Raw genomic sequence first — 24,205 nt, forward strand, 5'->3', positions numbered from 1 at the left:
ACTTCAATATGAGCAGAATCTAGTTGCCTAGAAAAATATTTATTCAATTTTAAAGCAAGAACATACAGGTTCCAACTTTAAGGGTACACGTCATTTGTGTGATAGGCAGACAGTTTTTTGATTGATAAAACATACTAACAACTGCTATTGTTGTGGTTAGGGAATGTGATACAATAGACAGTGAATGTAAATTATAGATGGTAACTATCTATGATTAACGGCACGGAACGAAGCCAATGATTAAGGCCCGCTTAAAGCAAAGCGCTATTAATCGGTAAAAGAGTTCAGTTTTATATGAAGGAGTTTTTAGACTATGATTCAAACAATTGATTTGAAAAAAGGTATGGTTTTTGAACGTGACGGTAAGTTATTAAAGGTTCTTCAAATCAACCACCACAAGCCTGGTAAGGGTAACACTTTAATGCAAATGGACATCCAAGACCTTCGTTCAGGTTCAATTGTCCACACTACTATGCGCCCATCTGAAAAGGTTGAACAAGTTAACGTTGACAAGCGTTCTGCTCAATACCTTTATGATGAAGGTGACTCAGCTGTATTTATGGACCTTGAAAGCTACGAACAATACAGCTTAGGTCATGACTTGCTTGGTGACGACAAGAACTACCTTGTTGAAAACATGAAGGTTATCTTAAACTTTGTTAACGGCGACATCATTGGGGTTGAATTACCAACCACTGTTGAATTGACTGTTGCTGAAACTGAACCAATGATTAAGGGGGCTACTATCGATGGTGGTGGTAAGCCTGCTACGATGGAAACTGGTTTAGTTGTTAATGTTCCTGCATTTATCAAGAACGGTGACAAGTTAATTATCAACACTACTGATGGTAGCTACAAGTCACGGGCTTAGTTAGTATGTAATCAAAATGCTCCTTGTATATCACAGGGAGCATTTTTTATGGGAGAAAATAATATGAATAAGAAAATAGGATTTTTAATGGTTACGGGGATGGGCTTATTGTTAGCTGGTTGTGGAAATCAAGTTGACAATAAAGCGACTAATTCTTCATCTGCATCAAGCAGTAGTTTATTAGTGGCTAAAAGTAATGTGAAAGTTAATAGTGATAATATGAGCCCCCAAGAAGCTGTCAGTTTGATTAGTACGTATTGCGGCCTTCGTTATGGTGGAAATTGGGCTACCATGGCTAAAGAAGCGCAAAAAGAGGGATTACAGGTAAATCTATACCCAAGTTCTAAATACCAATTGAGTGATGGAGGGCAAGGAGTAGCTTACGATGTGACTGCTGGTGGAAAGTCGCAGGGCTTGGTTTACACTGTAAATAATGATGATGTAAACATTTACCAAAATGTCAAGGAAAATCAAAAGAGTACCAAACTCGCCACAATCTCAAAGTCAGAAATGGCCAATTATGTTAATCAAGAAGGTCAGGGAAGCTCGTTAAAGACTTAGCTGCTAAGGCGCAGGTAGTTGACCAGCGCAGTGGTGATAGCAATTCCTCATCAAGTACTAATCATTCTGGTAATGATCATAAGTATGGCCGTGTTGGTACTATCGATGTTCCAAGTGAAATGCAGGGAACATGGTATTCGGCAGATAATGATGCCGATTCAACTATAACTTTTGAACCTCATTCTTACACATATAGTGATGGCGACAATAGCGGAACTATCCAGCTTTACAAACAGGATTCACACTTTGGTGAAGATGAAGATAACTATACTAACGAAGATGTTCAAAATGCTACTAAGAATTGGGGAAAAGTGAGCTATCTAAATATTGATGGCGAACGTTGGTTAAATGTCCGCGGTTGGACCCAAAGTGCTGGCGATGGTGACTCATATGCCGTTAAAACCGAAACTGTTAATGGGAAGCAAGTAAAAGTCTTAGTTGTTGGTGGAGGCGCTGGAAATTGGGTTGAAGGTATCTACTACCAATCAAAGGATATGGCGCAACAAAATGCTGATAAAAAGTTTGACGACCTTAATTACCAATAAAAAGAAAAAGTAAGTGAGACAGAAGTTCCTTGTGACTTCGTTTTTTCGACGCGAAGCTAGTCTCTGGGAGCCCCCACAAGCAATAATAGGCCTCTAATGTTCGGTTTTACCGCGCGTTGGAGGCCATTGTTGTACTGCACTATTTGTCTTTTGTGAAAGGAACTCAACTGATGTCATAACCCCTTTTGATAAACAATTATTTAGTTTTCTTCTTTTTTCAAGAGAGAAAATTCTAAAGAAATTACCATATAAGTTATAGGTTTATTACAGATAATTAAGTTAAGTGATTAGTAAAAGTATCAATAAAACGTTGGGTAATAGGTTTAATCTGGTAATTTTTTCGCCAAACTAATTGGATTTTGGTTTGCCATTGTGAATAATCCAGAATCTTTATTTGCTGTTGAGTGTACTCTTTAGCGATTGAATAGGGCACAAGGGCAATTCCCATTCCCCGATCCGCCCATAGAATAGAAGTTCGAGCATCGTCACATTTTACCGCGTAATAGGGATAAATTCCTTGCTGAGCAAAACTATTATTAAAAATTGTTTCAAACCGTCGATAGAGAATGAGTGGTTGTTTCATAAGGTCAGGTAACTTAAGCTCGTTTGACTCAAACGAATAATAATTGGGATTATACACCGCAGCCATTTTATCGGTCACGATATTAACCTTAGCCAAATCTTGCATATTAAATGGTGTTCGTACAACAGCAAGATCAACTAGCCCATTTTGAAGTTTGTCAATTAAATTAATCGTGTTATCTTCATATATTTGAAACTTTATATCAGGATAAAACTTAGTAAAGTTGAGCATTTCCTGATTGGGGACGATATTGCCTGCTGATGAAATAAGACCCATTCGAATAATTCCGCGCATTCCATTCTGTTCCTTACCTAGTTCTTCAGTAGTTTCATTCGTGAGATTAACAACTTGTTGCGCATAGCGTTGGAAGATTTTTCCTGATTCAGTAAGGGTAATTCCATGTGATTCACGAATAAAAAGCTTTGTTCCCAGTTCTTTCTCTAGTTGCTTCATTTGATAAGAAAGTGGAGGTTGAGCGATGTATAGTAATTTGGCAGCTGAAGTAAGTTGACGTTCCTGAGCAACAGTTAGAAAGTAACGAAGCTGTTTTAAGTTCATCTTATTGTCTCCTATTGATATCTAATTTTTGTATTTCAGATATTATAAATCGGTATTTTATTAATCGCAATGAGTGAAATACAATAATAAATAAGTTTATAACTAGGGGATAACATATGAAAAAAATAAATCGATGGTTACTGCTTTTATTATTAGCAATCAGCTTCTTTATTGTTCTAGGGATTACCTATGGGATTCGGAGTTGGCGCTCAACTACTACTGCAATAATGACTGAATCGAGTGAAAATAGAAGTCGAAAAATACAAGATGATAAGCCGTTTAGTATTTTAATAATGGGAACAGATGTTGGTGCGCTTGGTCGTGGTACTAGTTATGCCGGCAATACTGATACAATTGAGTTATTAACAGTTAATCCAGTAAAAAAATCAACGACAATTGTAGCAATTCCACGCGATACCCTTGTCAAGATAAATACTAGTAAAGGTGCGGATTATGTTAAACTTAATGCTGCGTATGCTATCGGTGGAGCAACTGAGGCAAAAAAACAGGTTTCGGAGTTATTAGACGTTCCGGTTGATTATTATGCTTTGATGAACATGGGAACATTAGAAAAGGTGGTAGACGCAGTTGGTGGTGTGGAAGTTAATAATCCTTTTGCATTTACCTATGAAGGACATCATTTTAAAAAGGGATGGCAACACCTTGACGGCAAAACGGCCTTAAAGTATTCGCGAATGCGGTACGATGACCCAGATAATGACTATGGACGGCAGCGCCGAGGCCAACAGATTATTGAATCAACCGCTAAATCTTTTAAACGTAATGGTTCTATTTCAGCAGCCAATAAAATTATGACTGCTGTTAGGGACGGCGTACGGACGGATGCTCCAATTAATGATATTGCTAGCCTTTACCTTAATTATCACGTGGCCCTCAATAATGTTCGGCGGGAACAGTTCAGAGGTAAGGATGCTATAATTGAGGGCACTTCATTTCAAATTGCCACTTCTCATGAAATTAATCGTGTCTCAAAAGTAATAAGGAAATCTCTGGGACTAACACCTAAGAATTCGATTGAAAATGATCAAACCCGAATGGTTGATCTTCAAACAAAGTGGGATGGGTATGAAAATCTTAACTTTGAATTACCCAACCATGCTCTTTACAACCAACCAGGGAGCGGAAAATAAAAAATGAGTGGAGAAACAACATCAGTATTTTCCACTCATTTTTAATATTTTTTATTGAATCAGCCAACCAAGCGGCCACGAGAACCACTCAAAGGCCTTATCAATCTTTCGTTGGTTGATTTTTTGGTTTGTTGCTAACACTTGGAAAGTGACTTTTTCCTCTTTGAAAAGTTTTGGTGTGGGGAAAAAGCCATTGCGCCGATAAAACTTAAGTCGTCGTAACCGTTGCTGGTTATTTGCTGCCTGGGGATTAGGCTGCTCAACGTCAAGGGCCAGTGAATCCTCAGGGTAAAGGCTACGAAGCTCATTAATAATCCGTGTCCCATATCCTTGAGAACGGATTTGATCATTAACGGCGAGGTACAAAATATAATGCATACCGTGACTGTGAATAACGTAAGCAAATCCAACAAACTGTTCTTGATCATAGAAGGCCATAAAATCAGCGCGTTGATACTTACTCTTAATGAGCAGCCACGTCCACGGTTCTCGCTCATATTTCGGAAATGCGCGTATATACAATTGTTTAACTTTTTTATATTCTTTTAAACTCAACCTCACGGGTTGTATGTCTAAATCCAAATAATATCACTCCTTATGAACAAATATTTTACCAGAAAATCTAATAATAGACAATTTGAAGTCAAACATTTGTTCTGATATAGTAAGGATATATTTGGAGAGGAATGAATAAATGACAAAAATTATTGCATTGACTTACCAGCAACGAATTACAATTTTACAACAGTTAACAAGTGCCCAACTTGCTGCTTTAAGTGAATTTACCCGCTATGCTATTCTCTCACGCTTTCATACCCGCCATTATCTTTCTGAAACTGATTGGGAATTCCAGGGGGTAACAATTGATCCGTGGTATCAACGGACCCATGACCATATTGGAGAAAATCTTTACTGTGATTGTGGTCGACGATTAAAAAATCAATTTGTTTTACGTTCACGGACAACGGGGCGCCACCTCTTTCTGGGGATTTCTCATTTTCAGCAACATGCAAGTATTCCAGCCAAGGTTACTCACGAAATTCAAGCAGGAATTAATGAAATTAATCTTTACATGGATAGTATTTTATTAGCATACCGCAATGGACAGCGTTTCCCACGGAAAATATTTCAAGTGGTAGTTGACCATCAAGGCTTTAAGAATCGTGAAGGATTAATTCTTTACAAGCGCTGCAATTTATTTAATCAGGTTGACTTGCCTCTTCATCAACGGGATTATGAACAATTATATAGTTTATATATCACAATAAATGATGGTCATGCGTCCCATCTTACTAAAAGGGAGATTAATCAGTTACGTCAAGGTATCGCCGATGATTGGCGCCAAATTGATCAACAAATTACAATATTTAATTACATTTTGCGTCAGTGTTTATTATCTCCACAAGATCTTCATCGGGTTAAAAGTAATTCGGTTAATTATGCTTTACAACGGCGAAAAACCCGTTTCTTTATTCACAACTATAAACAAATATTAGGTTTAACCCTAACGAAGGCCCGACGTCAGTTAAGGATTAAACTACGTCAATTATCTTTCTATGTTCAAGTATGTCAAGAACTACCTGCGACAGCAATTCAATGTGAACAGGCAAAGCAGGTTATGATTGCTCATGAGATGAAAGATGTTGATTCGCATTTTTTCGGAATAAAAGAAGCAAAAAGTCTTTTAATGAGGTCGATTGATGTTTAATAATAAAAAAAGACAATTTAGCCCTGGTGTTTGATAAAATGATAAGTAAAAGGGGATTTATCTTTTGAAAGCCCTATCTATCCATGCTATAATTTATCACATAGTAAGATAGAATATTGTATGAGGTGGAGCTAATGATGAATCAAGAGACTAGTCAGGGAATTACCTATACCTTAAACTTTTTACACGAAAATGATTGTCCAAAAGTTCTTTTTTGGTTAGGCATTAAGCCCTTAAATTTGAGAGACCTTCAAGAATTATTATCAGGGATCTCTAATAATCGATTGATAACGATAATTAGAGATTTACAAGAAAAATATATAATTAGTCCAATCCAAGAATCGGAACGTTTTGTCCTAACTACTGGTGGAGAAGAATTAGCACGCCTAGTAACCTCTCTAGGTGTATGGGGACGTCAACAAATGGATATAAATAATTGGGAAGATAGTGATCAAGTTGTCTTGCCTGATTCATCAATGGAACAAAAAGAACTATTAAAATATTGTCATGTAATTGATCATTATCTTTAATTTGCAAAATAAGCTAGTGACTTTTTGATATTAATAATATAAATACTAAGAAAAAGCGGGAGCGGGATAAAAGTCAGAGCCTCCGCAAGCAACAATAGGCCTCCAATGTTTGGTTTTACCGAGCGTTGGAGGCCTATTGTTATACTGTGCTATTTGTCTTTTGTGAAAGGAACCTGACTTATGTCACAATCCCTTTTTATTTAATATATTATTATTTCTTAGCCGTTATGAGTCTTCAATTTATTAATTCATAAAGCTTGAAAGGGCTATTAATGCACAAGGCTCCCTCAAGTTGTTAGTAGATCATAATTAATTAATCACCCATTAGCTTTTATACAATATTTTTATGAAAATAAAAACCATATTTCTTGTAATAATTAATATAAAGAGTATTATAAAAATGAACATTAATGAAAAGGGTTTAATGAACATTAGGAGTGCTTATTGTTCATAATTTATCCTTCATTAATAGAGTCAATTATTAACAAAAGGAGGAAACAGATTTGCATATCAATAGTGGTGATACCGCCTTTATGATGCTTTGTACAGCAATGGTCTGTTTAATGACACCTGGTCTGGCATTCTTTTATGGTGGTTTAGCACGTAAGCGAAGCGTTCTATACATTATGATGCAATCATTCATTTCAATGGGTATTGTTACCTTAATTTGGATTTATGGGGGCTTTGGTCTTGCGTTTGGAAAAGACGAGGGAGGCGTAATTGGACGGATTTCTGATTACTTTGCTCTTGTCCATGTCGGATTAGTACCTAATTCTGTTCATGCGGCATCGATTCCTTTTGCACTCTTTTTCTTATTCCAATTAATGTTTTGTGTAATTACTGTTCCGTTAATTAGTGGAGCATTTGCAGAACGTTTGAACATGAAAGGATACATTCTTTTATTGATTTTCTGGACGTATCTTGTTTATATTCCAGTTTGTCACTGGGTTTGGGGTAACGGATTCTTAGCTAAATGGGGATTTGTTGACTTTGCCGGTGGAACCGTAATTCATACAACTGCTGGTTTTGCGGCTTTAGCAAGTATTATCGTTTTAGGAAAACGAAAATTAAAGCAAGCAGGAATGAAGCCAAGTAATTTAATGGCTGCTGCAATCGGAACTGGCCTTCTTTGGTTTGGTTGGTTTGGATTTAATTCTGGTGGTGCTTTACGGGCTGGTGCTTTAGCTACCAAGGCATTTACGAATACAATTATTGGTTTAGCTAGCGGTATGATCGTTTGGATTTTGTATGCCAAGTTTGTTCGCGGTAAGTTTGATTTTATTGATGTCCTTACCGGTTCGGTGGCAGGTTTAGCAACGATTACTCCTTGTGCTGGTTACATTAATCCAGCCAGTGCCGTATTAGTAGGTTTAGCTGCTGGAATTATTTGTAATATTGCAGTTAGTTTGCAAGAAAAGATTGGTTGGGATGATGCTCTTGGTGTTTGGGGAGTTCACGGTATTGGTGGCTTCACTGGAACAATCTTGATTGGAATCTTAGCTGATCGTACAGTTAACGGCATTGGTGCAAGTGGTCATCAATTCTTGATTCAAGCTGGTGGTGTTATTTTAGTTGCTGCATATTCGTTTGCAATTACCTTTATCTTACTTAAGATTTTAGGCGCAATTACTAATATTCGCCCTTCAGATAAGATCATTCAAGAAGGTCTTGATCAAACCTTACTTAATGAAACAACATACGATATTGACTAATATTTTTACAAATTGTCTTAGTCTAGTGATTTTGTAGTGAAAGGAGGCGAAAATACTTTGTTAGGTTGTATATTGCTTTATGTCGGCATGGTACTAATGAGTAATGGTTTTTATGCTGTTGAAGGCATAAAGGATAAATCAATAGTGGTTATGAATTTCTTTACCGGTGGATTAAGTTTAATTCTTAACATCGTTGCACTGTCGTGGGGAATTATTAATGATAAGCCGGCAAGTTGGTTCTTTGCTAGTGCCACTGGATTACTTTTCGCTTTTACTTATCTATATGTAGCTTTTAACACTGTTTGTAATTTTGACCAACGTCTTTATGGATGGTATAGCTTATTTGTTGCGATTAACTCTATTCCAGCAGGAATTCTTTGTTTCCAAAATTATGGTGGAAACTGGATATATGGAATTATCTGGTGGGCCTGGGGAATCCTTTGGTTAACTGGATTCTTGACTAACAACCTTAAGATGAATCTTGGTAAGTTTCCTGGGTACTTAGGAATTATTGAGGGAATCTGTACAGCGTGGATTCCAGGATTCTTAATGCTCTTAAACTGCTGGCCTAATTAAAAGCCTGTTTATCTAGAGAAAGGAAGGATACACATGAGGCTCACTGAACGTGAACGTGAAAAAATGATTATTAGCTTAGCCGGAATGATCGCTGAAAAGCGAAAGGACCGGGGCGATAAGTTAAATGAACCAGAAGCGGTTGCCTTAATCTCAAGTAGATTAATGGAAGGGGCACGTGATGGTAAGACAGTTGAGGATTTGATGAACGAGGGTGCTACTTGGTTAACTAAGGATGATGTTATGGATGGTGTTCCTGAAATGATTCCTATGATCCAAGTTGAAGCTACTTTCCCAGATGGCACTAAGCTGATTACTGTTACTGATCCTATTCGTTAATTACATTGAATTTTTAAAGGAGGATGTAAAATGGTACCTGGAGAATATAAATTACAACCAGATAAAGTCCCATATAATGTTGGTTATGATGATATTACAATTAAAGTAACCAATGTTGGTGACCGTCCAGTTCAAGTTGGTTCTGAATTCCATTTCTATGAAGCAAATGAAGAAGGATTACAATTTGACCGTGCGCGGGCATGGGGCAAACACCTTGATTTACCTGCTGGAACTTCCGTACGTTTTGAACCTGGCGAAAGTCGTGAAGTGAAGTTAATTGATTATGGTGGTAAGCGTCGTGTATTTGGCTTTAACAATAAAGTTGATGGCTGGTTAGATATCGATAAGAAAGCCGATACATACACTGGCTATCCAATTCATGACAATGATTAAGGCAAGGAGGTAAAAGTATGAGTTTTGATATGGATCACAAGCAGTTTGCTTCATTCTATGGACCAACTACTGGTGATAGTGTTCGCCTTGGCGATACAGAATTATTTGCAAAGATTGAAAAAGACTTAACAGTTCATGGTCAAGAAAGTCTCTTTGGTGGAGGAAAAGTTTTACGTGATGGAATGGGTGTTAGTGCCACTGAAACACGTGAAAATAACCCTAAAGTGGCTGATACAATTATTTCAGATGCAATTATTATTGACTGGACTGGTATTTACAAGGCGGATATTGGTATTCGTGATGGTAAAATCCTTGCTATTGGTAAAGGTGGAAACCCTGATGTCATGGATAATGTTGACTTTATCGTTGGGGCAAGTACGGAAGCTATTTCTGGTGAAGGAATGATTGTCACTGCTGGTGGAATTGATCTTCACGTTCACTATCTTTCACCATTTTTGACTCACGCCGCCTTGGATAATGGGATCACCACAATGTTTGGTGGTGGTACTGGTCCAGCTAACGGTTCACGTTCAGCTACTGCTACTCCTGGTGCTTGGCATATGCACCGGATGTTACAAGCCATTGATCACGAACCTCTTAACTTTGGTCTTATGGCTAAGGGTTCTGGTGATCGTCCAGAATTAATTGGTGAACAAATTGAAGCTGGTGCCGCTGCAATTAAGACTCACGAAGACTGGGGTGCTACGGCTGCCGGAATTGAAAATTCAATTGCAGCTGCTAACAAGTATGATGTTCAATTTGCTGTTCACACTGACTCACTTAATGAAGGTGGGTTCGTTGAAAATACCATTAATGCCTTCGGGGGTCAAACTGTTCACACCTTCCATACAGAAGGTGCTGGTGGTGGACACGCTCCTGACATTATGGTTGTCTGTGGTCAAAAGAATGTTTTACCATCCTCAACTGACCCAACTAACCCATATACTGTAAACAGTTTAAATGAATTGTTCTACATGACAATGGTTTGTCACAACCTTAATCCAAAGATTCCAGAAGATGTTGCTTTTGCTGAATCACGGATTCGGAAGCAAACTATCGCTGCGGAAGATGTTTTGCAAGATATGGGTGCTTTGAGTGTTATGACTTCTGATGCTATGGCCATGGGTCGTGTTGGTGAAGTTGTAATGCGTAGTTGGCAACTAGCAAGCAAGATGAAGAAGATGCGTGGACCACTTGATGGTGATTCAAAGTATGATGATAACAATCGGATCAAGCGTTATGTTGCTAAGTATACAATTAACCCGGCAATTATGAATGGTCTTTCTGATTACATTGGTTCAATTGAACCGGGTAAATATGCTGACCTTACTATTTGGAATCCAAAGTACTTTGGAACTAAACCTGAGATGGTTTTGAAGAACGGTATGATTGCTTACGGTATTATGGGTGATGCAAGTTCTAGTTTACCAACTCCTGAACCAGTTATGGAACGTGACCTTTATGGTGCACGTGGTAAGGCAGTTGGCTCAACCAACATCACATTTGTTTCTCAATATGCATATGACCATAATATTAAAGAAAAATTAGGGCTTGATAAGATTGTCCTTCCTGTACACAATACACGGAACTTAACTAAGGCAGATATGAAGTTAAATACTTACTGCCCAAGTACAATCCAAATTAATCCACAAACATATGACGTTACGATTGATGGTGAGTTGATTACTTGTGACCCTGTACCATCACTACCGTTAACACAGCGTTATTACTTCTATTAATATTGTTTAAATAGAGTTTACTGTTGGGTGTGGAGCAGGAATTAATTGTTTTTCCTGTTCTACTCCCTATTTTTGAAGAGGGAGTTTTAGAATGATTTTAACTAAAGTTTATCGAAATGTTGACGACATTCCTAATATTGGTAGCTACCACATCGAAACCGCTATGGTAAAGAGTGATGACTTAATGAAGAATATTCTACGGGTTAAGTCTGACCATGGGAATGAATATGGAATTCGTCTTGAAGATGAAAATTCAATTTTGGAAAATGGAACGGCATTCAAGCTCGACGATAAGAAGCTTCTTGTTTTGAGCGTTATTGCAGATGAAATGATTGAAATAACACCTCGGGATATTAATGAAATGGGACTTGTTGCTCATTTCCTTGGTAACTTACATAAGCCAGTACAAATTAAGGATGGCAAAATTTCCCTGTTATTGGATAAGGTTGTTGTTAAGATGCTTGATAAGCATGACATTAATTATGAATTGAAGAAGGTTCAACTAGACCAACCGCTAGAATACCTTGATTTAACAAAGTAAGTAGGGATAAAGATGGACAAGGAATTAACCAAGAAACTCAATTATCTTGAAGTTTTCCAAATTTGTGATTCTACCTTCCCAATTGGTACTTTTAATCACTCATTCGGAATGGAAAATTATCTTCGAAATAATGTGATCAAAAAGGCTCCAGAATTCCGCATTTGGCTTGAAAATTACTATCGTTCACAGTTTAGATTCGGGGAAGGGCTTCTTGTTAAATTATGCTATGAGGCAATCAATAAACATAATTTTGATAAATTAATTGAATATGATGACCAGATGACCAAGTCAACGTTGGCCACTGAAACTCGAAATGGGACGAAATTAATTGCTCACCAAATGATCGTTTTAATTCAAAAAATTTATGGTAACAAGGTTCCTCATTTAGCCGAGTACGCACAAGCTATTGACGATGGTAAGGCTTATGGTAATCCAGCAATTGTTTTTTCAATATTTGCCCATTATAAAGGAATACCATTAATGGATGCCTTTTTAATGTATGGATATAGCGTTGCCTCAACATTAGTTCTTAATGCGGTTCGGGCCATTCCACTTGGACAGCGTGAAGGACAGGTTATCTTAAATGATTTAATTAAATTATTGAAGGTATTATATAAACGGGTTATGAAACTTGATGCATCTTATCTTGGTGCTAATGCTCCAGGATTAGAGATGGCGCAGATTAATCATGAAACACAAGAATCACGATTATTTATGTCTTGATGATTTTAGAAGGGAAGTATAAAAATTATGAAACGTGCAGTACGAATTGGTGTTGGTGGCCCTGTTGGTTCAGGAAAGACTCAATTGATTGAACGGCTTACGCGGCGTATCCACAATGATTATAATATAGCAGTCATAACTAATGATATTTATACTAAGTGGGATGCCGAGTACATGGCTAAAAATTCGGTTCTTGATGAAGATCGGATTATTGGGGTTGAAACTGGTGGTTGTCCTCACACAGCTATTCGTGAAGATGCCTCAATGAATATGGCAGCGGTTGATGAATTAGAAAAGCGCTTTAATAATGATCTCGACCTTATCTTTATCGAAAGTGGTGGAGACAACTTGGCAGCTACATTTAGTCCTGAATTAGTCGATTTCTCAATCTACATTATTGATGTGGCTGAAGGGGAAAAGATTCCACGAAAAGCTGGTCAGGGAATGATTAAATCGGACCTCTTTATTATTAATAAAACCGATTTAGCTCAATACGTTGGTGCTGATCTTGACCGGATGAAAAAGGATTCAGAAAAATTCCGTGCTGATAATAACTTCCTTTTCACTAATTTAAAAAAGGATATTGGCCTCGATGGTGTTGTTGATTGGTTAAAGAAAGATGTATTACTTGAGGATCTGAAATAATGAAAGAAAAATACGACGGCTTAATAGATATGGAATTTGCCGCCCGTGGCAATTATAGTTATGCTAAAAAAACATGGCGAAAGGGAAACTCTTGGATTTCTTTTAGAATTCCTACCACTGGCGAAGTACCATACTATTTTCTGATCACTACTGGTGGTGGATATGTTGCGGGAGAAACCTATCGTGAACAAATCAAGGTAGATGATAATGCGCACGCAATTTTGACCACTCAATCACCTACGTATATTTACGTTTGTCCCCATAAAGAAGTTACTCATCAGGAAAATGAATTCCAGTTAGGCGAAAATGCTGTTTTGGAATTTTATCAAGATGAGGTTATTCCTTATAAGGGATCCTATTTCCGTCAAGCAACAACGGTTAATATGAAAAAGGGTGCTAAATTAATTTTTACTGATGGTTTATCAAGTGGATGGTCACCTGACCAGAAACCATTCCAATATGGAACAATTGGTTTAAAAACAACTATTAATTATGATGGTCAGTTAGTTTATAACGATCATATGTTGGTAGACCCTGAGAGTGATCCAATGCAGGAAATTGGTTATTTTGAAGGTAAACAAAACTTTAATTCTGTAGTAATTATTGATGAAAATATTACCCAAAAAACAGTTGAAGAACTTCGTGATTATCTTGATCAAGTAGAAACCGATGTTCACTATGGAATATCTCTTCTTGAGAAAGATGGTTTGGTATTGAGATTACTAAGCGAAAGCTCTTTTGAAAACCATAAATTGATGTGGGAATTTATTAGTTATTATCGTGAAAAGATTCTTAATTATCCTGCTTTGGATCTTCGTAAGAGTGATCATCTTGAACGAGAACGGGTTTAATTTTGAATTGAATAGATTGAAGGTAAAATTATGTACGGAATAATCACAGACTTAATTGCCGCTGGGGTTGGCGCCTTTTTTGGTGGTGGCTTACGAAGTCTCCTTTCTGACGAATTAAACACTGATTTTGAACACTACCGGTGGGGAACCATTATGGCTAATCTAATTGGTTCTTTATTAATTGGGATTTTTGTCGGAATGGCGACAAGTGATGAATTGCGTAATACAATGAATGTTTTATTAGCTACTGGTTTTTGTGGTGGCTTAACAACCTTTTCAACATTTTCTCTTGAAACCTTGAAATACTTTAAATACGGACGTAAGTTAATGGCTTGGACCTACTGGGTCGGCAGCGTTATTGCTTGTATTTGCTGTGTTTATGCTGGTTTATGGCTACATTCATGGTTGTAGAAGGGAGAAATCAAGATGACAAATGGAATTAAATTATTCATTGTTGGACTTGGCTGTTTCTTTGGTGGAGCATTGCGGTATGCGAGTGAATTAATTGCAGGTTTATGGATTACTTCACCATTTGCTGATCCGTTGGCAGTATTAGTTGTTAATACCCTAGGTTGTTTCATTATTGGTTTATTTACAGCGTGGGTATTGAAAAAACTTGTTTCTGAAAAGTGGAATAAGTTTGTTACAACAGGCTTTTGTGGCGGATTAACAACCTTTTCATCATTTGCTCAAGGAATAACTGCTTTATTTATTGGCAGTTATATTTGGGTAGGAATTATTTATATTTTTGCAAACATGCTTTTAGGGTTGTTTGCTGTATATCTAGGAATTTACCTTGTGATGGGTAAGGATTATGGTAAAGAATTGTTAAAGTAATGAGGATCGTTTAAAGGAGTGGGATTAGTGCATATTCCAGATAATTATTTGAGTCCGGCAACTTGTGCAGTGATGTTTGCAGTTGCTGCGCCAGTGGTGGCAGTTTCTGCCAAAAAAGTAAAAGTACAATTAGAAGAACACCGAGAACTTGCACCGATGCTAGGAATTGCGGCTTCATTATCTTTCTTGATGATGATGTTTAACGTTCCAGTACCTGGTGGGACGAGTGCACATGCAGTTGGAGGTACGCTACTTGCAATTTTAATCGGGCCGTATGCTGCTTGTATTGCAGTTGCCGTCGCGCTCATCTTACAGGCTTTTCTCTTTGGGGATGGCGGTATTCTCGCGTTAGGTGCTAATATTTTTAATATGGCAATTATCATGCCGTTTACTGGTTATTGGATTTATAACTTTTTGCGTAAACATCATCATGCAAATTTAGGTACAATTATTGGTTCATATTGTGGAATTAATCTTGCAGCGTTGATGGCAGGTTTTGAATTAGGTATTCAACCATTAATCGCGCATACAGCTAATGGGACACCATTGTATAATCCATATCCGTTGGCAGTAACAATTCCAGCGATGGCTTTTGCGCATCTAGCAGTAGCCGGATGGATTGAAGCATTCTTTACTTATGTTGTCTATACTTTTGTCAAAAAGGTTGCACCTGATGAAATTTATAAGAATAGTCAGCAAGAGAATTCTAAAAAAGGCTCAATTAAGTATCTGGTATATGTCATCATTGGTTTAGTTGTTCTTTCACCAATTGGTTTGCTTGCTAGTGGAACAGCCTTTGGTGAATGGGACAAGACTGAATTATTACAGCGATTGAAAGTAGAACATATATCAAATTCTGTTCCGGCCGGGATAAATCATGGTTTTAACTATACGGCCTTATTTGGTGACTATACCGTTCCTGGAACGAATTTGCCAATTGGTTATATTTTGAGTGCAATTACAGCAATTTTAATTTTCTTTTTAATAAGCAAAGTACTGGTAACAGTTTATGATTCAACAAACAAAACACCAAATAAATAATTATCCCCAAGATAAGTCGACTCAAAAATTACCTGTCTGGTTAATGAATTCTGAACGGCATCAAGTTCCCCTAACAAAAGGGCGGTTGGTTCAGGATAACTTGAGTAAGTTTGCCGGATTAGTTGCTTTTCTTACACGGATTACGCCAGTTTATTCTGCTAAAAATTCGCCGTGGGTTCGAATTATTGAACTGATTGGGTTGACGATTTTAATCGTATTATCATCACAAGTTATGTTTTTATGGCTAATGCTCATTCTTATGTTAGTTCATCTGCTTATTTTGCCCGGGTCAGTAATACTTACAATTAGTAAAAAGCTTTGTAAATTATTGCTTATTTCACTAGTTGTACTTTTACCAAGTTTATTGTTACAAGCGAATAATATTGGTTTGTTTTTAGCGCGAATTGCACTAATTATGTTAAATATTTCAATATTCTTAAGTATTACTTCTTGGCCACAATTTATTCAAGGATTGAAACAACTACATTTACCAAATGTAATGATTCTAACTCTTGATATTACAATGAAGTATGTTTATACATTAGGTGTTTATATTCAGGAGTTATTAAGTAGTATTAAGTTACGAACGTTTGGGCAACACGTAAATCGTCGGGTTTTAGGTGTAATTATCGGACAAGTTTATCTATCGGCGAAAAAACGAACCAGTGATCTTTATCAAGCAATGCTATTACGGGGATATAATAGTAATAACGTTGCAAGTTGGAGAATCAGTTGGAATAAGTATGATACTATTAGTATGGGAGAATTGCTATTCGCAATTGTTACATACTGCCTAATACAAGGGGTGGTTGCATGATTAAAATAGCTAACGGAGCTTATACTTATGGTACACAAACGGGTTTTCATGATGTAAATATCAATGTTAATCGTGGAGATGCGGTCTGTATCATGGGTCCAAACGGGTCTGGAAAGTCAACGCTGTTAAAAACAATTGTTGGGCTATTTAGTTTGGAGAATGGTAAATATACATTCAATGATCAGGTTATCGACAAGAAGTTTTTGAAGGATTCAACTAAAACTGGTCCATTTTATCAGAAATTTGGCTTTGTTTTTCAAAATAGTGACATTCAATTATTTAATACTAGTGTGACGAATGAGATTACCTTTGGTCCGCAACATTTAGGGCTTTCACAGCATGAAATTGATCAACGAGTAGATGATTGTTTGAAGCTTCTAAAAATTGAACGGTTACGTGATCGTGTTCCCTATCATCTTTCTGGTGGAGAACAAAAGCTTGTTGCAATTGCGAGTGTTCTGGCAATGAATCCTGATATTATAATTCTGGATGAACCGTTTAATGGTTTATCGCCAAAGTATCGGACGTTGATAACCCAGATTGTTAATCAACTTCATCAGGCAGGAAAAACAATTATAATTTCGAGCCACCATTTCAATCAGATTAGATCATTGGTAGACCGAGTTTATGTTTTTTCTGAAGATCATACTATTACTCGAGAAATAACCGCAGATCAATTGGAAAAAATGCCACGTTTTATTGATTACTTAGATAATTTATAAAACTAAAAGATGTTTGTAATAAAAATGAACGCCGACGTTAGTTAATAACATTTGGCGCTCATTTTTAATTTTAAACAAATTTATAGCCAAATTCCGGTACTATGAGCAGGTTGCTTATACAGTTGACAAGGCCTATGAAAGTTATTTAGCAGTTATTCGGAATTTAGAGCGGTCAGGGGACCATATTGTTAATTTAGCAGAATGGATTATTTACAGTGGGTTAGGAAAGCTAGTAGAATTAAATCCAGGAAAAGCGGACCCAAGTTAGTCCGGCGAAAATTAACAGGAAATCAGTGATAAAAGAGGTAATTAAAGTTGAGCAAGGAACAAGCAACGTTTAGATTTGATGAGAAGATTAGTCCAGCGAAAAGAGCAGCAGTCTTAAACGAACTCATCGCTCAGCACTTGTTGGTGGTTGGGCAGACAGGTAGTGGGAAGACAACTACGACGCTTTCATTGTTAAACCGCCTGCAACAGCTTAATCAAACAACCATTGTGCTTGATCCGACCGGTGAGTATGCTCAGCTGCCAAATGTGATTAGTTATCAATTAGGAAATAATGCTTACCTCGAGCCGGGCACCTTATCTGCAGATGAGTTACAAGAGGTTTTACGGTTAAAACTTACCCCTGGGCTCCAAAATAAATTAGAACAGGCGATTAACGCTCTTCGTATTCAGTACAATCTGGTTAAACAAAATAGCCCATATAAAAATTGTGGGAGAAAAACAACTGACTATCAGCATGCTCTTGAACAGTTAGGAACGTGGGCGACTGATTATGATATTTCTCAACTATTTAACCAATTAATTGAAGAATTTGTTGTTCCTTATCCAGATGACCGGGCTAATTATCAGTTATTAGGGCAACAATATGATCGTTTAGCGATTAATCGTAATTGGGGGCTCCTTACGACTATTCGAGAACGGATAGAAAGTGTCATGTTTACAACAATCTTTGATACCCGTAGACACCCGGGGACATTTAAAACCGAACTTAATTTTATCTTAAAGATGTTTTTAAGCCATCGAAGTACCCACCGAACATTGGTGATTGATCTTTCGGTATTAAAAGATTACGAAGAGAGTCAGCGAGCTTTAATTTCATTTTTAATGAAGAAGATCTTAAAACTAAGATTACGGGCACACCAAGAGCTTCCCGTTAACATTGTGATTGATGAAGCTCACCGCTATTTACCACAAAACGAAGAGCAATTGGCTGATAATGGGATTTTTCAAGTTTTACGTGAGGGTCGAAAATTATTTTTAAAAGTAATCTTAACCACCCAGTCACCACTCGATTTACCTGCTCGGCTACGATCTCAGTTTAGTAATGTGTTTATTCATCGCTTAGTTGATGATAATGAAATAAATTGCCTTGGAAATTTTGCAAATGAGACGATCAAAATCAAACATCTTCCCGTTGGTAATGCATATTTAAAGCTATTAAATCAGGAGATGCCAGTAAAAGTCGCCCTTCCCAGCTGGCTGTGAAAATAAAAAGCAATCTCAAAGTCAAAGGTGACGGTGAGATTGCTTTTTGATTAGAAAGCTTAAATATAGAGATTGCTTTGTAATTGTGTATTAATGAATATTCTATTTTTGGATCAAACAACAGCGTTTCTAAGGATAATGAGAAACGCTAAAAGAGAATTACTCGGTTAGAAGTATTAGCGATATGATTACAAGCGATTTAATCAATTTGATAAAGGAAGAAAAGTAGCTATAAAGTAAATTAAACAACTCAAATGATATCCCTAAGCTTAACTAACAAAGTAAAACATCTGCTCCTTTCTTTAAAGTTTGATAAATAAAATATAATGAGAATAGGAGCTGTTGAATAGCTGTAAAATCATTATAGCTGACCAAATAGGGTGTGATCAAGAATAATAAATACATTTCTTTTAAATGAATTTATTAAAATTTATTTATCACCTTTATATTAGCGTTTTTTTTTTTTTTTTTCAACACTAATTGCATAAAAATATTTATTTTCTAAAATTATAATACAATAGATGGGATTTAACGAAAATTATTAGATAAAAATAACTATATTGTATATAAAATATAAAAGAGAATTTTGAGATAAGGACGTTAATTTATTAGTTTTGGCTTCAAGTTAGAAAATATGTGATATTGTGATTGTAATCACTACTTGTGGATTGGATAAATAATAGATAAATGAGTGTCTATCAAGAAAAATACTGACATCCCTAAAATGATAGTTAATATTTTCACAAAATTGTGATATAATACTTACGAACAAGAAATCCACTTGTTTATTTTTAGTTAGATATTAGAAAGACTTTTCATTGAAACAATGCATCCCTTTATCCAATTAACATCAACAACATTAATTGTTTCATGATTAAGTTTACTAAGTTAGAGCCTGATTTCCAGTACAGTTAAATCAGGCTTTTTTTTATGGCTTAATTATTAAAGGATAAGCTAATCGATTCCTTCATCAGTACAAAGTCCCTGTTGATGCAAGACCTTCATAATTTCATCACGTTTAGTATCATGACGGTCGAGTTTAGCTCCCGCAATCTGGTCGGTAAATGAATCAATTCGCCGGTTAGCATTGCGAAGGTCATAATAGGTAGTAACTTCTTGATCATAACCGTTTAAGTCGCTGAGCTTGATCTCTTGAGGGTAATCATTATTAAAGGCGATGAGTTTCAATGGCAAGCGGGGCTTTAGTTGAGGTTCTTGATCAGGTACGCCAATTTGTAAACCTAAAACAGGAAAAGTCATTTTAGGAAGATTAAGAACCTCAATGATTTTTTGTGGGTCATTTTTAATCGAACCAAGGGGAACGACGCCGAGGTTCATGCTCTCAGCAGCAGTAATCACGTTTTGTGCGGCCATAATTGCATCATCGAGGCCTTGAAAGAAAATATCTGCAGTATGTAAACGACCATCGTCTTTACCTTTTTGTTGCCGAATTTGTTGGTTACGGTAAAGGTCGACTAAGAAAATTAAAAGATCACCATTTGCGCCGACATATGGTTGCTTACTGATTTCCCTAATTGCTGCTCGTTTCGTTGGATCAGTAATATGCATAATTGACATTTGCTGCATAAACATGCTAGTTGGCGTATGGCTTGCAACAGAGTAAAGAGTATTTAGTTGTTCTTCTGAAAGTTTTGTTGGTTTAAATGCACGAATTGAACGATGATTTAATTGGTGCTTAATAGTTTCATTGATCATAAAAAGGACTCCTTCATATTAATTGAAGGGAGCAGGACAGTGCTACCTTACGTCCCACTCCCACATTTTTTAAAGCAAATGTTGTTCTTCCATTAATTCGCCAATTCAATTCTTCTTAATTTTCTTAAGTAGTGGTTTTTCAACAATCTTTGGAATTGGTAAGTCTATTTCCTCAAGTGGCTTTTTATCGTTTATATAGTACATTACCCCCGCATTAATTCCCGGATATCATAGATCGAATTAAAGACTTATGGTACACCACGATCAACGTTAAGGAGACTATAAACGGCTTCCATTGCAAGTCCGAACTGAATATTCAGTTGTAAAGACGGTATCTCGGGTTGGGAATTCGGCAAAGTTATCAATGAAAGCCAGGTTAGCTGACCCCTCAGGAACAACATCGAGACGATCCTGTCCATCTAAGGAACCACCAGTAATTGGTAACTCTTCAAAAAAATATGGATGTTTTCACCTGACATTTGGGCATCACGAATTAAGAAGACAGCGGTAGAAATACCTGCTAACCCGGTTCCAACAATATAAGCGTATTTCTTATTGACTCCCGCCGGTTTACGGGGATGAGCAAAAGCTTCATAATTTCCATTAGAATAGTACATATAAAGGTCTCGTTTCCGGAAAAGCAATCTGGTAATCCACAGTTATATTGTAGCGCTTTCTCAAGATGATTTCCCGGGAAATAAAATAATGGTTTAGAATTTAACAAAAACGCTTATAATTAGTTGAGTAATATTAATACAAGGAGGAATAAAAGTGATTGAAATAAATAGACATAAATATACATTTCCCAAAATTCTTACTTTTGGGTTCTTAATTGTTATTTTTATGGGAACAATTTTACTCTCCTTGCCGTTTGCAATACGACCAGGAGAAACGATAAATTTTATGACTGCTTTTTTCACGTCAACGAGTGCAACCTGTGTAACAGGGTTAACCCTCGTTAGTACGGCCCATCATTGGACATTATTTGGTCAGATTGTAATTGCAATTTTGATGGAAATAGGCGGGTTGGGCTTTATGACATTCGCGGTTATGATGTCACTTTTGGTTCGACAACGAATGAGGATGTCGACAAGGCTGCTAACCCAAGAAGCACTTAATCTTGACCACTTATCCCAATTGAACGTGGTCTACCTTATTATTCGCCTGTCATTACTTATTCAATTAGCAGGGGGAGTATTTTTGTTTTTTGATTTTTATCCCCGTTATGGACTGGGGAAGGGAATATGGTTTAGTATTTTTCACTCAATTTCAGCCTTTTGTAATGCCGGCTTTGACTTATTTGATAATAGTATGGCAAATTATGCTAATGACCCTTATATGTTATGCGTGCTCGCTGTTTTGATTATTGCCGGATCACTTGGCTTTTTAGTATGGAAAGACATCCTTAATTATCCTAAATATCACCGGCTATCCTTGCATACTCAGTTGGCGTTACGCACTGGGGCAGTGTTATTCGTTGTTTCAGTGATTGTTTACTTTATTACTGAGAAAAATTTAGCACAATTAAGTGATAAATTAAGTGTATCCAACCGTATTCTCAATACCATTTTTATGGCAATTACTCCACGAACTGCCGGCTTAATCACTTTTCCTTATACTGATTTAAGTGCTGCCGGTCTTGCGTTTACTGTTATTTTGATGTTTATTGGTGGAACGCCAGGGTCAACTGCCGGTGGTGTAAAAACAACGACAATTGGTCTATTGACTATTCAGAGCTTTGCAACCTTGCGTGGTCAACGGGATACGACTTTTGCCCATCGGCGCTTCACCCAAGATAATATTTATCGGGCGTTGACCTTATTATTTGTTGCTTTATTTATTCTACTTATATCAATTTTAATTCTTGTAGAAACGCAGAATTTGCCAAAATATAATTCGTTAGCGTATGTTACCTTTGAGGCGGTGGCAGCCTTTGGGACAACTGGAATATCATTGGGGATTACAACTCACCTTAATTTATTAGGTCAATTTATTATTATGTTTTTAATGTTTGTTGGCCGGGTAGGAATTTATACTGTAATGTTCTCAATCTTAAATGCAAGTACAGCAGCAAGGAATTATCGTTATCCAGAGGAGAGTGTGTTAATTGGCTAAAAAAGAAAGCTATGCTGTCATTGGAATTGGACAATTTGGGGCTTCAATATGTGAAGCCTTGGTTCAAGCTGGGCAAGAAGTATTGGCAATTGATTCTAGTGAAGAAGTAGTCAATGAATTTGCTGGGTCAGTTATGCGGGCGGTAATCGCGGACGCACAAGATGAGGATGCCCTGCGCGACCTTGACATCGGGAGTTTTGACCATGTTTATATTTCAATTGGAAAAAATGTTGAAGCAAGCATTATGGCAACATTAATTGCTAAAGAATTGGGAGCCCCTGATGTAATTTGTCGAGCAGAAAATGTTAATCATGCACGAGTTCTAGAACGGGTAGGAGCAGACATGGTTGTGCGGCCGGAACATGATTTAGCTAAACGGCTTGTTTTCCAGCAATTAAATCCTAGCGTGATTGATTATGTAACCTTAAGTAAGGAAATAACCTTAGCGGAAGTAAATATCAATAATCCGAAGTTCTTCAATAAAACATTGGATGAATTAGATTTTCGTAATCGTTATAATGTGAATGTCATCATCATCGTAAGTAAGAATGATGAAGTGAATCAGATGCCGCAAGCTAATGATGTTATCCAACCTCATGATAAGATTACGGTTGTTGGGCAATTAAAGGATATTCGAAAGTTAAATGATATTGTTAGTTAAATTAATGGGTGAATAGAATTGATAATTGTGATTGGGATCGTAATCGTTATAGTTGCTGGTGTTGTTGGATGGTGGATATGGCAAAGGCAACAGGCCTGGAAAAAGATAAGTGCTGATTTATCGATACGTGAGGATGTTCAAATCCTTGATATGAGCGTTGGTAATGGGAAAGTATTTATTAACCTTGCCAAGCAATTGACTGTTCCCGGGAAAATTATGGGGATAGTTAAAAATGAAAAGCAGGCACAGCAAGTAAAGGAACTGATAAAAGAAGAGGTAGTAGCTGATCGGGCGAAAGTAGAGTTGACTGATAATACTAATTTGCCTTTCACTGATCATCAGTTTGACTATGTTCTGATTAGTAATTTACAACAGGTGAAACCAGCAATTACGCAAGGACGTGTTTTACAAGAGGCGATAAGGGTCCTCGATTTTAAGGGAACCCTAGTGATTACTGCTACTACTGTGCAACGTTATCGTCAACTACTGGAATATTATCGGTTTAATGATATTAAAGTTAAACAAATAGGTGGACAGCGTGTGATGATTGCGCGACGAAACTAAAAATAAAGAAGCAGGGTTAAACTGAAGTGCCCTACAATTGTTAGACAAGAAATCTAATGATTGTGAGGCACTTTTTTATATGACCAAATATAAAACAGAACTGAAAACCCAAATTGTTCAAGAATACCTTTCGACTTCACAAAGTACTAATGATTTAAGTAAGAAATATCAAATTAGTGGGCGACGTATCGCAGAATGGATTCAGAGATACCAATTGA

25 protein-coding genes and 4 pseudogenes are annotated in these 24,205 nt (G+C 36.8%); 24 read left to right on the forward strand and 5 right to left on the reverse strand.

The window, feature by feature from the left end; translation table 11 throughout:
• Positions 1-313: 313 nt before the first annotated feature.
• Together efp and H5R88_RS06090 are read left to right on the forward strand one after the other, a co-directional pair.
• Complete coding sequence (efp, locus tag H5R88_RS06085) at positions 314-871, forward strand: elongation factor P (protein WP_182578298.1); 558 nt, start codon at positions 314-316, stop codon at positions 869-871.
• A 63-nt stretch (positions 872-934) separates the two neighbouring features.
• A pseudogene (locus tag H5R88_RS06090) lies at positions 935-1,977 on the forward strand (hypothetical protein).
• A gap of 274 nt (positions 1,978-2,251) precedes the next feature.
• Here H5R88_RS06090 and H5R88_RS06095 read toward each other — a convergent pair.
• Positions 2,252-3,118, reverse strand: a complete 867-nt coding sequence (locus H5R88_RS06095) for a LysR family transcriptional regulator (protein ID WP_182600531.1) — start codon at positions 3,116-3,118, stop codon at positions 2,252-2,254.
• 116 nt (positions 3,119-3,234) lie between these two features.
• Here H5R88_RS06095 and H5R88_RS06100 point away from each other — a divergent pair, with 116 nt between their 5' ends.
• On the forward strand, positions 3,235-4,269 hold the full coding sequence (locus H5R88_RS06100) for an LCP family protein (RefSeq protein ID WP_182600532.1): 1,035 nt from the start codon (positions 3,235-3,237) through the stop codon (positions 4,267-4,269).
• Positions 4,270-4,320: 51 nt separating this feature from the next.
• Here the strand turns inward: H5R88_RS06100 and H5R88_RS06105 are convergent, their stop codons facing one another.
• Positions 4,321-4,851, reverse strand: coding sequence for a GNAT family N-acetyltransferase (locus tag H5R88_RS06105; protein ID WP_182578302.1), 531 nt, complete (start codon positions 4,849-4,851; stop codon positions 4,321-4,323).
• A 112-nt stretch (positions 4,852-4,963) separates the two neighbouring features.
• On the opposite strand from H5R88_RS06105, the gene H5R88_RS06110 reads away from it, so the two are divergent.
• The 18 genes and pseudogenes from H5R88_RS06110 to H5R88_RS06195 all read left to right on the forward strand — a co-directional run bounded on the left by H5R88_RS06110 (position 4,964) and on the right by H5R88_RS06195 (position 18,931).
• Entirely contained in the window at positions 4,964-5,977 is a 1,014-nt protein-coding gene (locus H5R88_RS06110) for a hypothetical protein (protein WP_182600533.1), read from the forward strand.
• 134 nt (positions 5,978-6,111) lie between these two features.
• On the forward strand, positions 6,112-6,507 hold the full coding sequence (locus H5R88_RS06115; protein WP_182600534.1) for a winged helix-turn-helix transcriptional regulator: 396 nt from the start codon (positions 6,112-6,114) through the stop codon (positions 6,505-6,507).
• A gap of 533 nt (positions 6,508-7,040) precedes the next feature.
• Positions 7,041-8,219 carry an ammonium transporter gene (locus tag H5R88_RS06120; RefSeq protein WP_231794781.1) on the forward strand — a complete coding sequence of 393 codons (1,179 nt, stop codon included), beginning with the start codon at positions 7,041-7,043 and terminating at the stop codon, positions 8,217-8,219.
• 57 nt (positions 8,220-8,276) lie between these two features.
• Complete coding sequence (locus H5R88_RS06125; protein ID WP_182578306.1) at positions 8,277-8,795, forward strand: AmiS/UreI family transporter; 519 nt, start codon at positions 8,277-8,279, stop codon at positions 8,793-8,795.
• A 33-nt stretch (positions 8,796-8,828) separates the two neighbouring features.
• Positions 8,829-9,131 (forward strand): urease subunit gamma, encoded by a 303-nt coding sequence (locus tag H5R88_RS06130; RefSeq protein WP_182578307.1) that lies wholly within the window; start codon positions 8,829-8,831, stop codon positions 9,129-9,131.
• Positions 9,132-9,161: 30 nt separating this feature from the next.
• Positions 9,162-9,524, forward strand: a complete 363-nt coding sequence (locus tag H5R88_RS06135; RefSeq protein ID WP_182578308.1) for an urease subunit beta — start codon at positions 9,162-9,164, stop codon at positions 9,522-9,524.
• A 17-nt stretch (positions 9,525-9,541) separates the two neighbouring features.
• Complete coding sequence (gene ureC, locus H5R88_RS06140; RefSeq protein WP_182600535.1) at positions 9,542-11,263, forward strand: urease subunit alpha; 1,722 nt, start codon at positions 9,542-9,544, stop codon at positions 11,261-11,263.
• A gap of 91 nt (positions 11,264-11,354) precedes the next feature.
• Positions 11,355-11,804 (forward strand): urease accessory protein UreE, encoded by a 450-nt coding sequence (locus H5R88_RS06145; protein WP_182578310.1) that lies wholly within the window; start codon positions 11,355-11,357, stop codon positions 11,802-11,804.
• Between the two features lie 12 nt (positions 11,805-11,816).
• Positions 11,817-12,527, forward strand: a complete 711-nt coding sequence (locus H5R88_RS06150; protein WP_182578311.1) for an urease accessory protein UreF — start codon at positions 11,817-11,819, stop codon at positions 12,525-12,527.
• A gap of 27 nt (positions 12,528-12,554) precedes the next feature.
• Entirely contained in the window at positions 12,555-13,172 is a 618-nt protein-coding gene (gene ureG / locus H5R88_RS06155) for an urease accessory protein UreG (protein ID WP_182578312.1), read from the forward strand.
• Positions 13,172-14,023 (forward strand): urease accessory protein UreD, encoded by an 852-nt coding sequence (locus H5R88_RS06160; protein WP_182578313.1) that lies wholly within the window; start codon positions 13,172-13,174, stop codon positions 14,021-14,023. The genes ureG and H5R88_RS06160 overlap by 1 nt, the downstream gene beginning before the upstream one ends.
• Positions 14,024-14,053: 30 nt before the next feature.
• Entirely contained in the window at positions 14,054-14,434 is a 381-nt protein-coding gene (gene crcB / locus H5R88_RS06165; protein WP_182578314.1) for a fluoride efflux transporter CrcB, read from the forward strand.
• A gap of 15 nt (positions 14,435-14,449) precedes the next feature.
• The gene (locus H5R88_RS06170; protein ID WP_182600536.1) at positions 14,450-14,860 is read left to right on the forward strand and encodes a fluoride efflux transporter FluC; all 411 of its coding nucleotides are present in this window, start codon (positions 14,450-14,452) and stop codon (positions 14,858-14,860) included.
• Between the two features lie 27 nt (positions 14,861-14,887).
• The gene (cbiM, locus tag H5R88_RS06175) at positions 14,888-15,901 is read left to right on the forward strand and encodes a cobalt transporter CbiM (RefSeq protein ID WP_182600537.1); all 1,014 of its coding nucleotides are present in this window, start codon (positions 14,888-14,890) and stop codon (positions 15,899-15,901) included.
• Positions 15,870-16,718: an energy-coupling factor transporter transmembrane component T gene (locus tag H5R88_RS06180; RefSeq protein ID WP_182578317.1), complete on the forward strand. Its 849-nt coding sequence runs from the start codon at positions 15,870-15,872 to the stop codon at positions 16,716-16,718. Before cbiM ends, H5R88_RS06180 begins: the two co-directional genes overlap by 32 nt.
• A complete protein-coding gene (locus H5R88_RS06185; RefSeq protein ID WP_182600538.1) occupies positions 16,715-17,440 on the forward strand; it encodes an energy-coupling factor ABC transporter ATP-binding protein in 726 nt (241 codons plus the stop codon). The genes H5R88_RS06180 and H5R88_RS06185 overlap by 4 nt, the downstream gene beginning before the upstream one ends.
• 127 nt (positions 17,441-17,567) lie before the next feature.
• Positions 17,568-17,737: pseudogene (locus H5R88_RS06190) on the forward strand (PhoU domain-containing protein); the annotation flags it as partial.
• Positions 17,738-17,755: 18 nt separating this feature from the next.
• Entirely contained in the window at positions 17,756-18,931 is a 1,176-nt protein-coding gene (locus H5R88_RS06195; RefSeq protein ID WP_220477588.1) for an ATP-binding protein, read from the forward strand.
• A 954-nt stretch (positions 18,932-19,885) separates the two neighbouring features.
• Here H5R88_RS06195 and H5R88_RS06200 read toward each other — a convergent pair.
• The 3 genes and pseudogenes from H5R88_RS06200 to H5R88_RS06210 form a co-directional block, all read right to left on the reverse strand.
• Entirely contained in the window at positions 19,886-20,647 is a 762-nt protein-coding gene (locus tag H5R88_RS06200) for an NADPH-dependent oxidoreductase (RefSeq protein WP_182600539.1), read from the reverse strand.
• A 105-nt stretch (positions 20,648-20,752) separates the two neighbouring features.
• Positions 20,753-21,058 (reverse strand): annotated as a pseudogene (locus H5R88_RS06205) (oleate hydratase); the annotation flags it as partial.
• A pseudogene (locus H5R88_RS06210) lies at positions 21,059-21,264 on the reverse strand (oleate hydratase); the annotation flags it as partial.
• Between the two features lie 154 nt (positions 21,265-21,418).
• Between H5R88_RS06210 and H5R88_RS06215 the strand changes: the two are divergent.
• Genes H5R88_RS06215 through H5R88_RS06225 form a run of 3 tightly spaced genes read left to right on the forward strand, consistent with a single transcriptional unit; the run spans position 21,419 to position 23,987 of the window.
• Entirely contained in the window at positions 21,419-22,762 is a 1,344-nt protein-coding gene (locus H5R88_RS06215) for a TrkH family potassium uptake protein (RefSeq protein ID WP_182600540.1), read from the forward strand.
• Positions 22,755-23,423 (forward strand): potassium channel family protein, encoded by a 669-nt coding sequence (locus H5R88_RS06220; protein WP_182578320.1) that lies wholly within the window; start codon positions 22,755-22,757, stop codon positions 23,421-23,423. The genes H5R88_RS06215 and H5R88_RS06220 overlap by 8 nt, the downstream gene beginning before the upstream one ends.
• Positions 23,424-23,441: 18 nt before the next feature.
• Positions 23,442-23,987: a class I SAM-dependent methyltransferase gene (locus tag H5R88_RS06225; protein ID WP_182600541.1), complete on the forward strand. Its 546-nt coding sequence runs from the start codon at positions 23,442-23,444 to the stop codon at positions 23,985-23,987.
• The last annotated feature ends 218 nt before the right edge of the window (positions 23,988-24,205 follow it).

Source organism: Limosilactobacillus agrestis (genome assembly GCF_014145585.1).
Lineage (GTDB): Bacteria > Bacillota > Bacilli > Lactobacillales > Lactobacillaceae > Limosilactobacillus > Limosilactobacillus agrestis.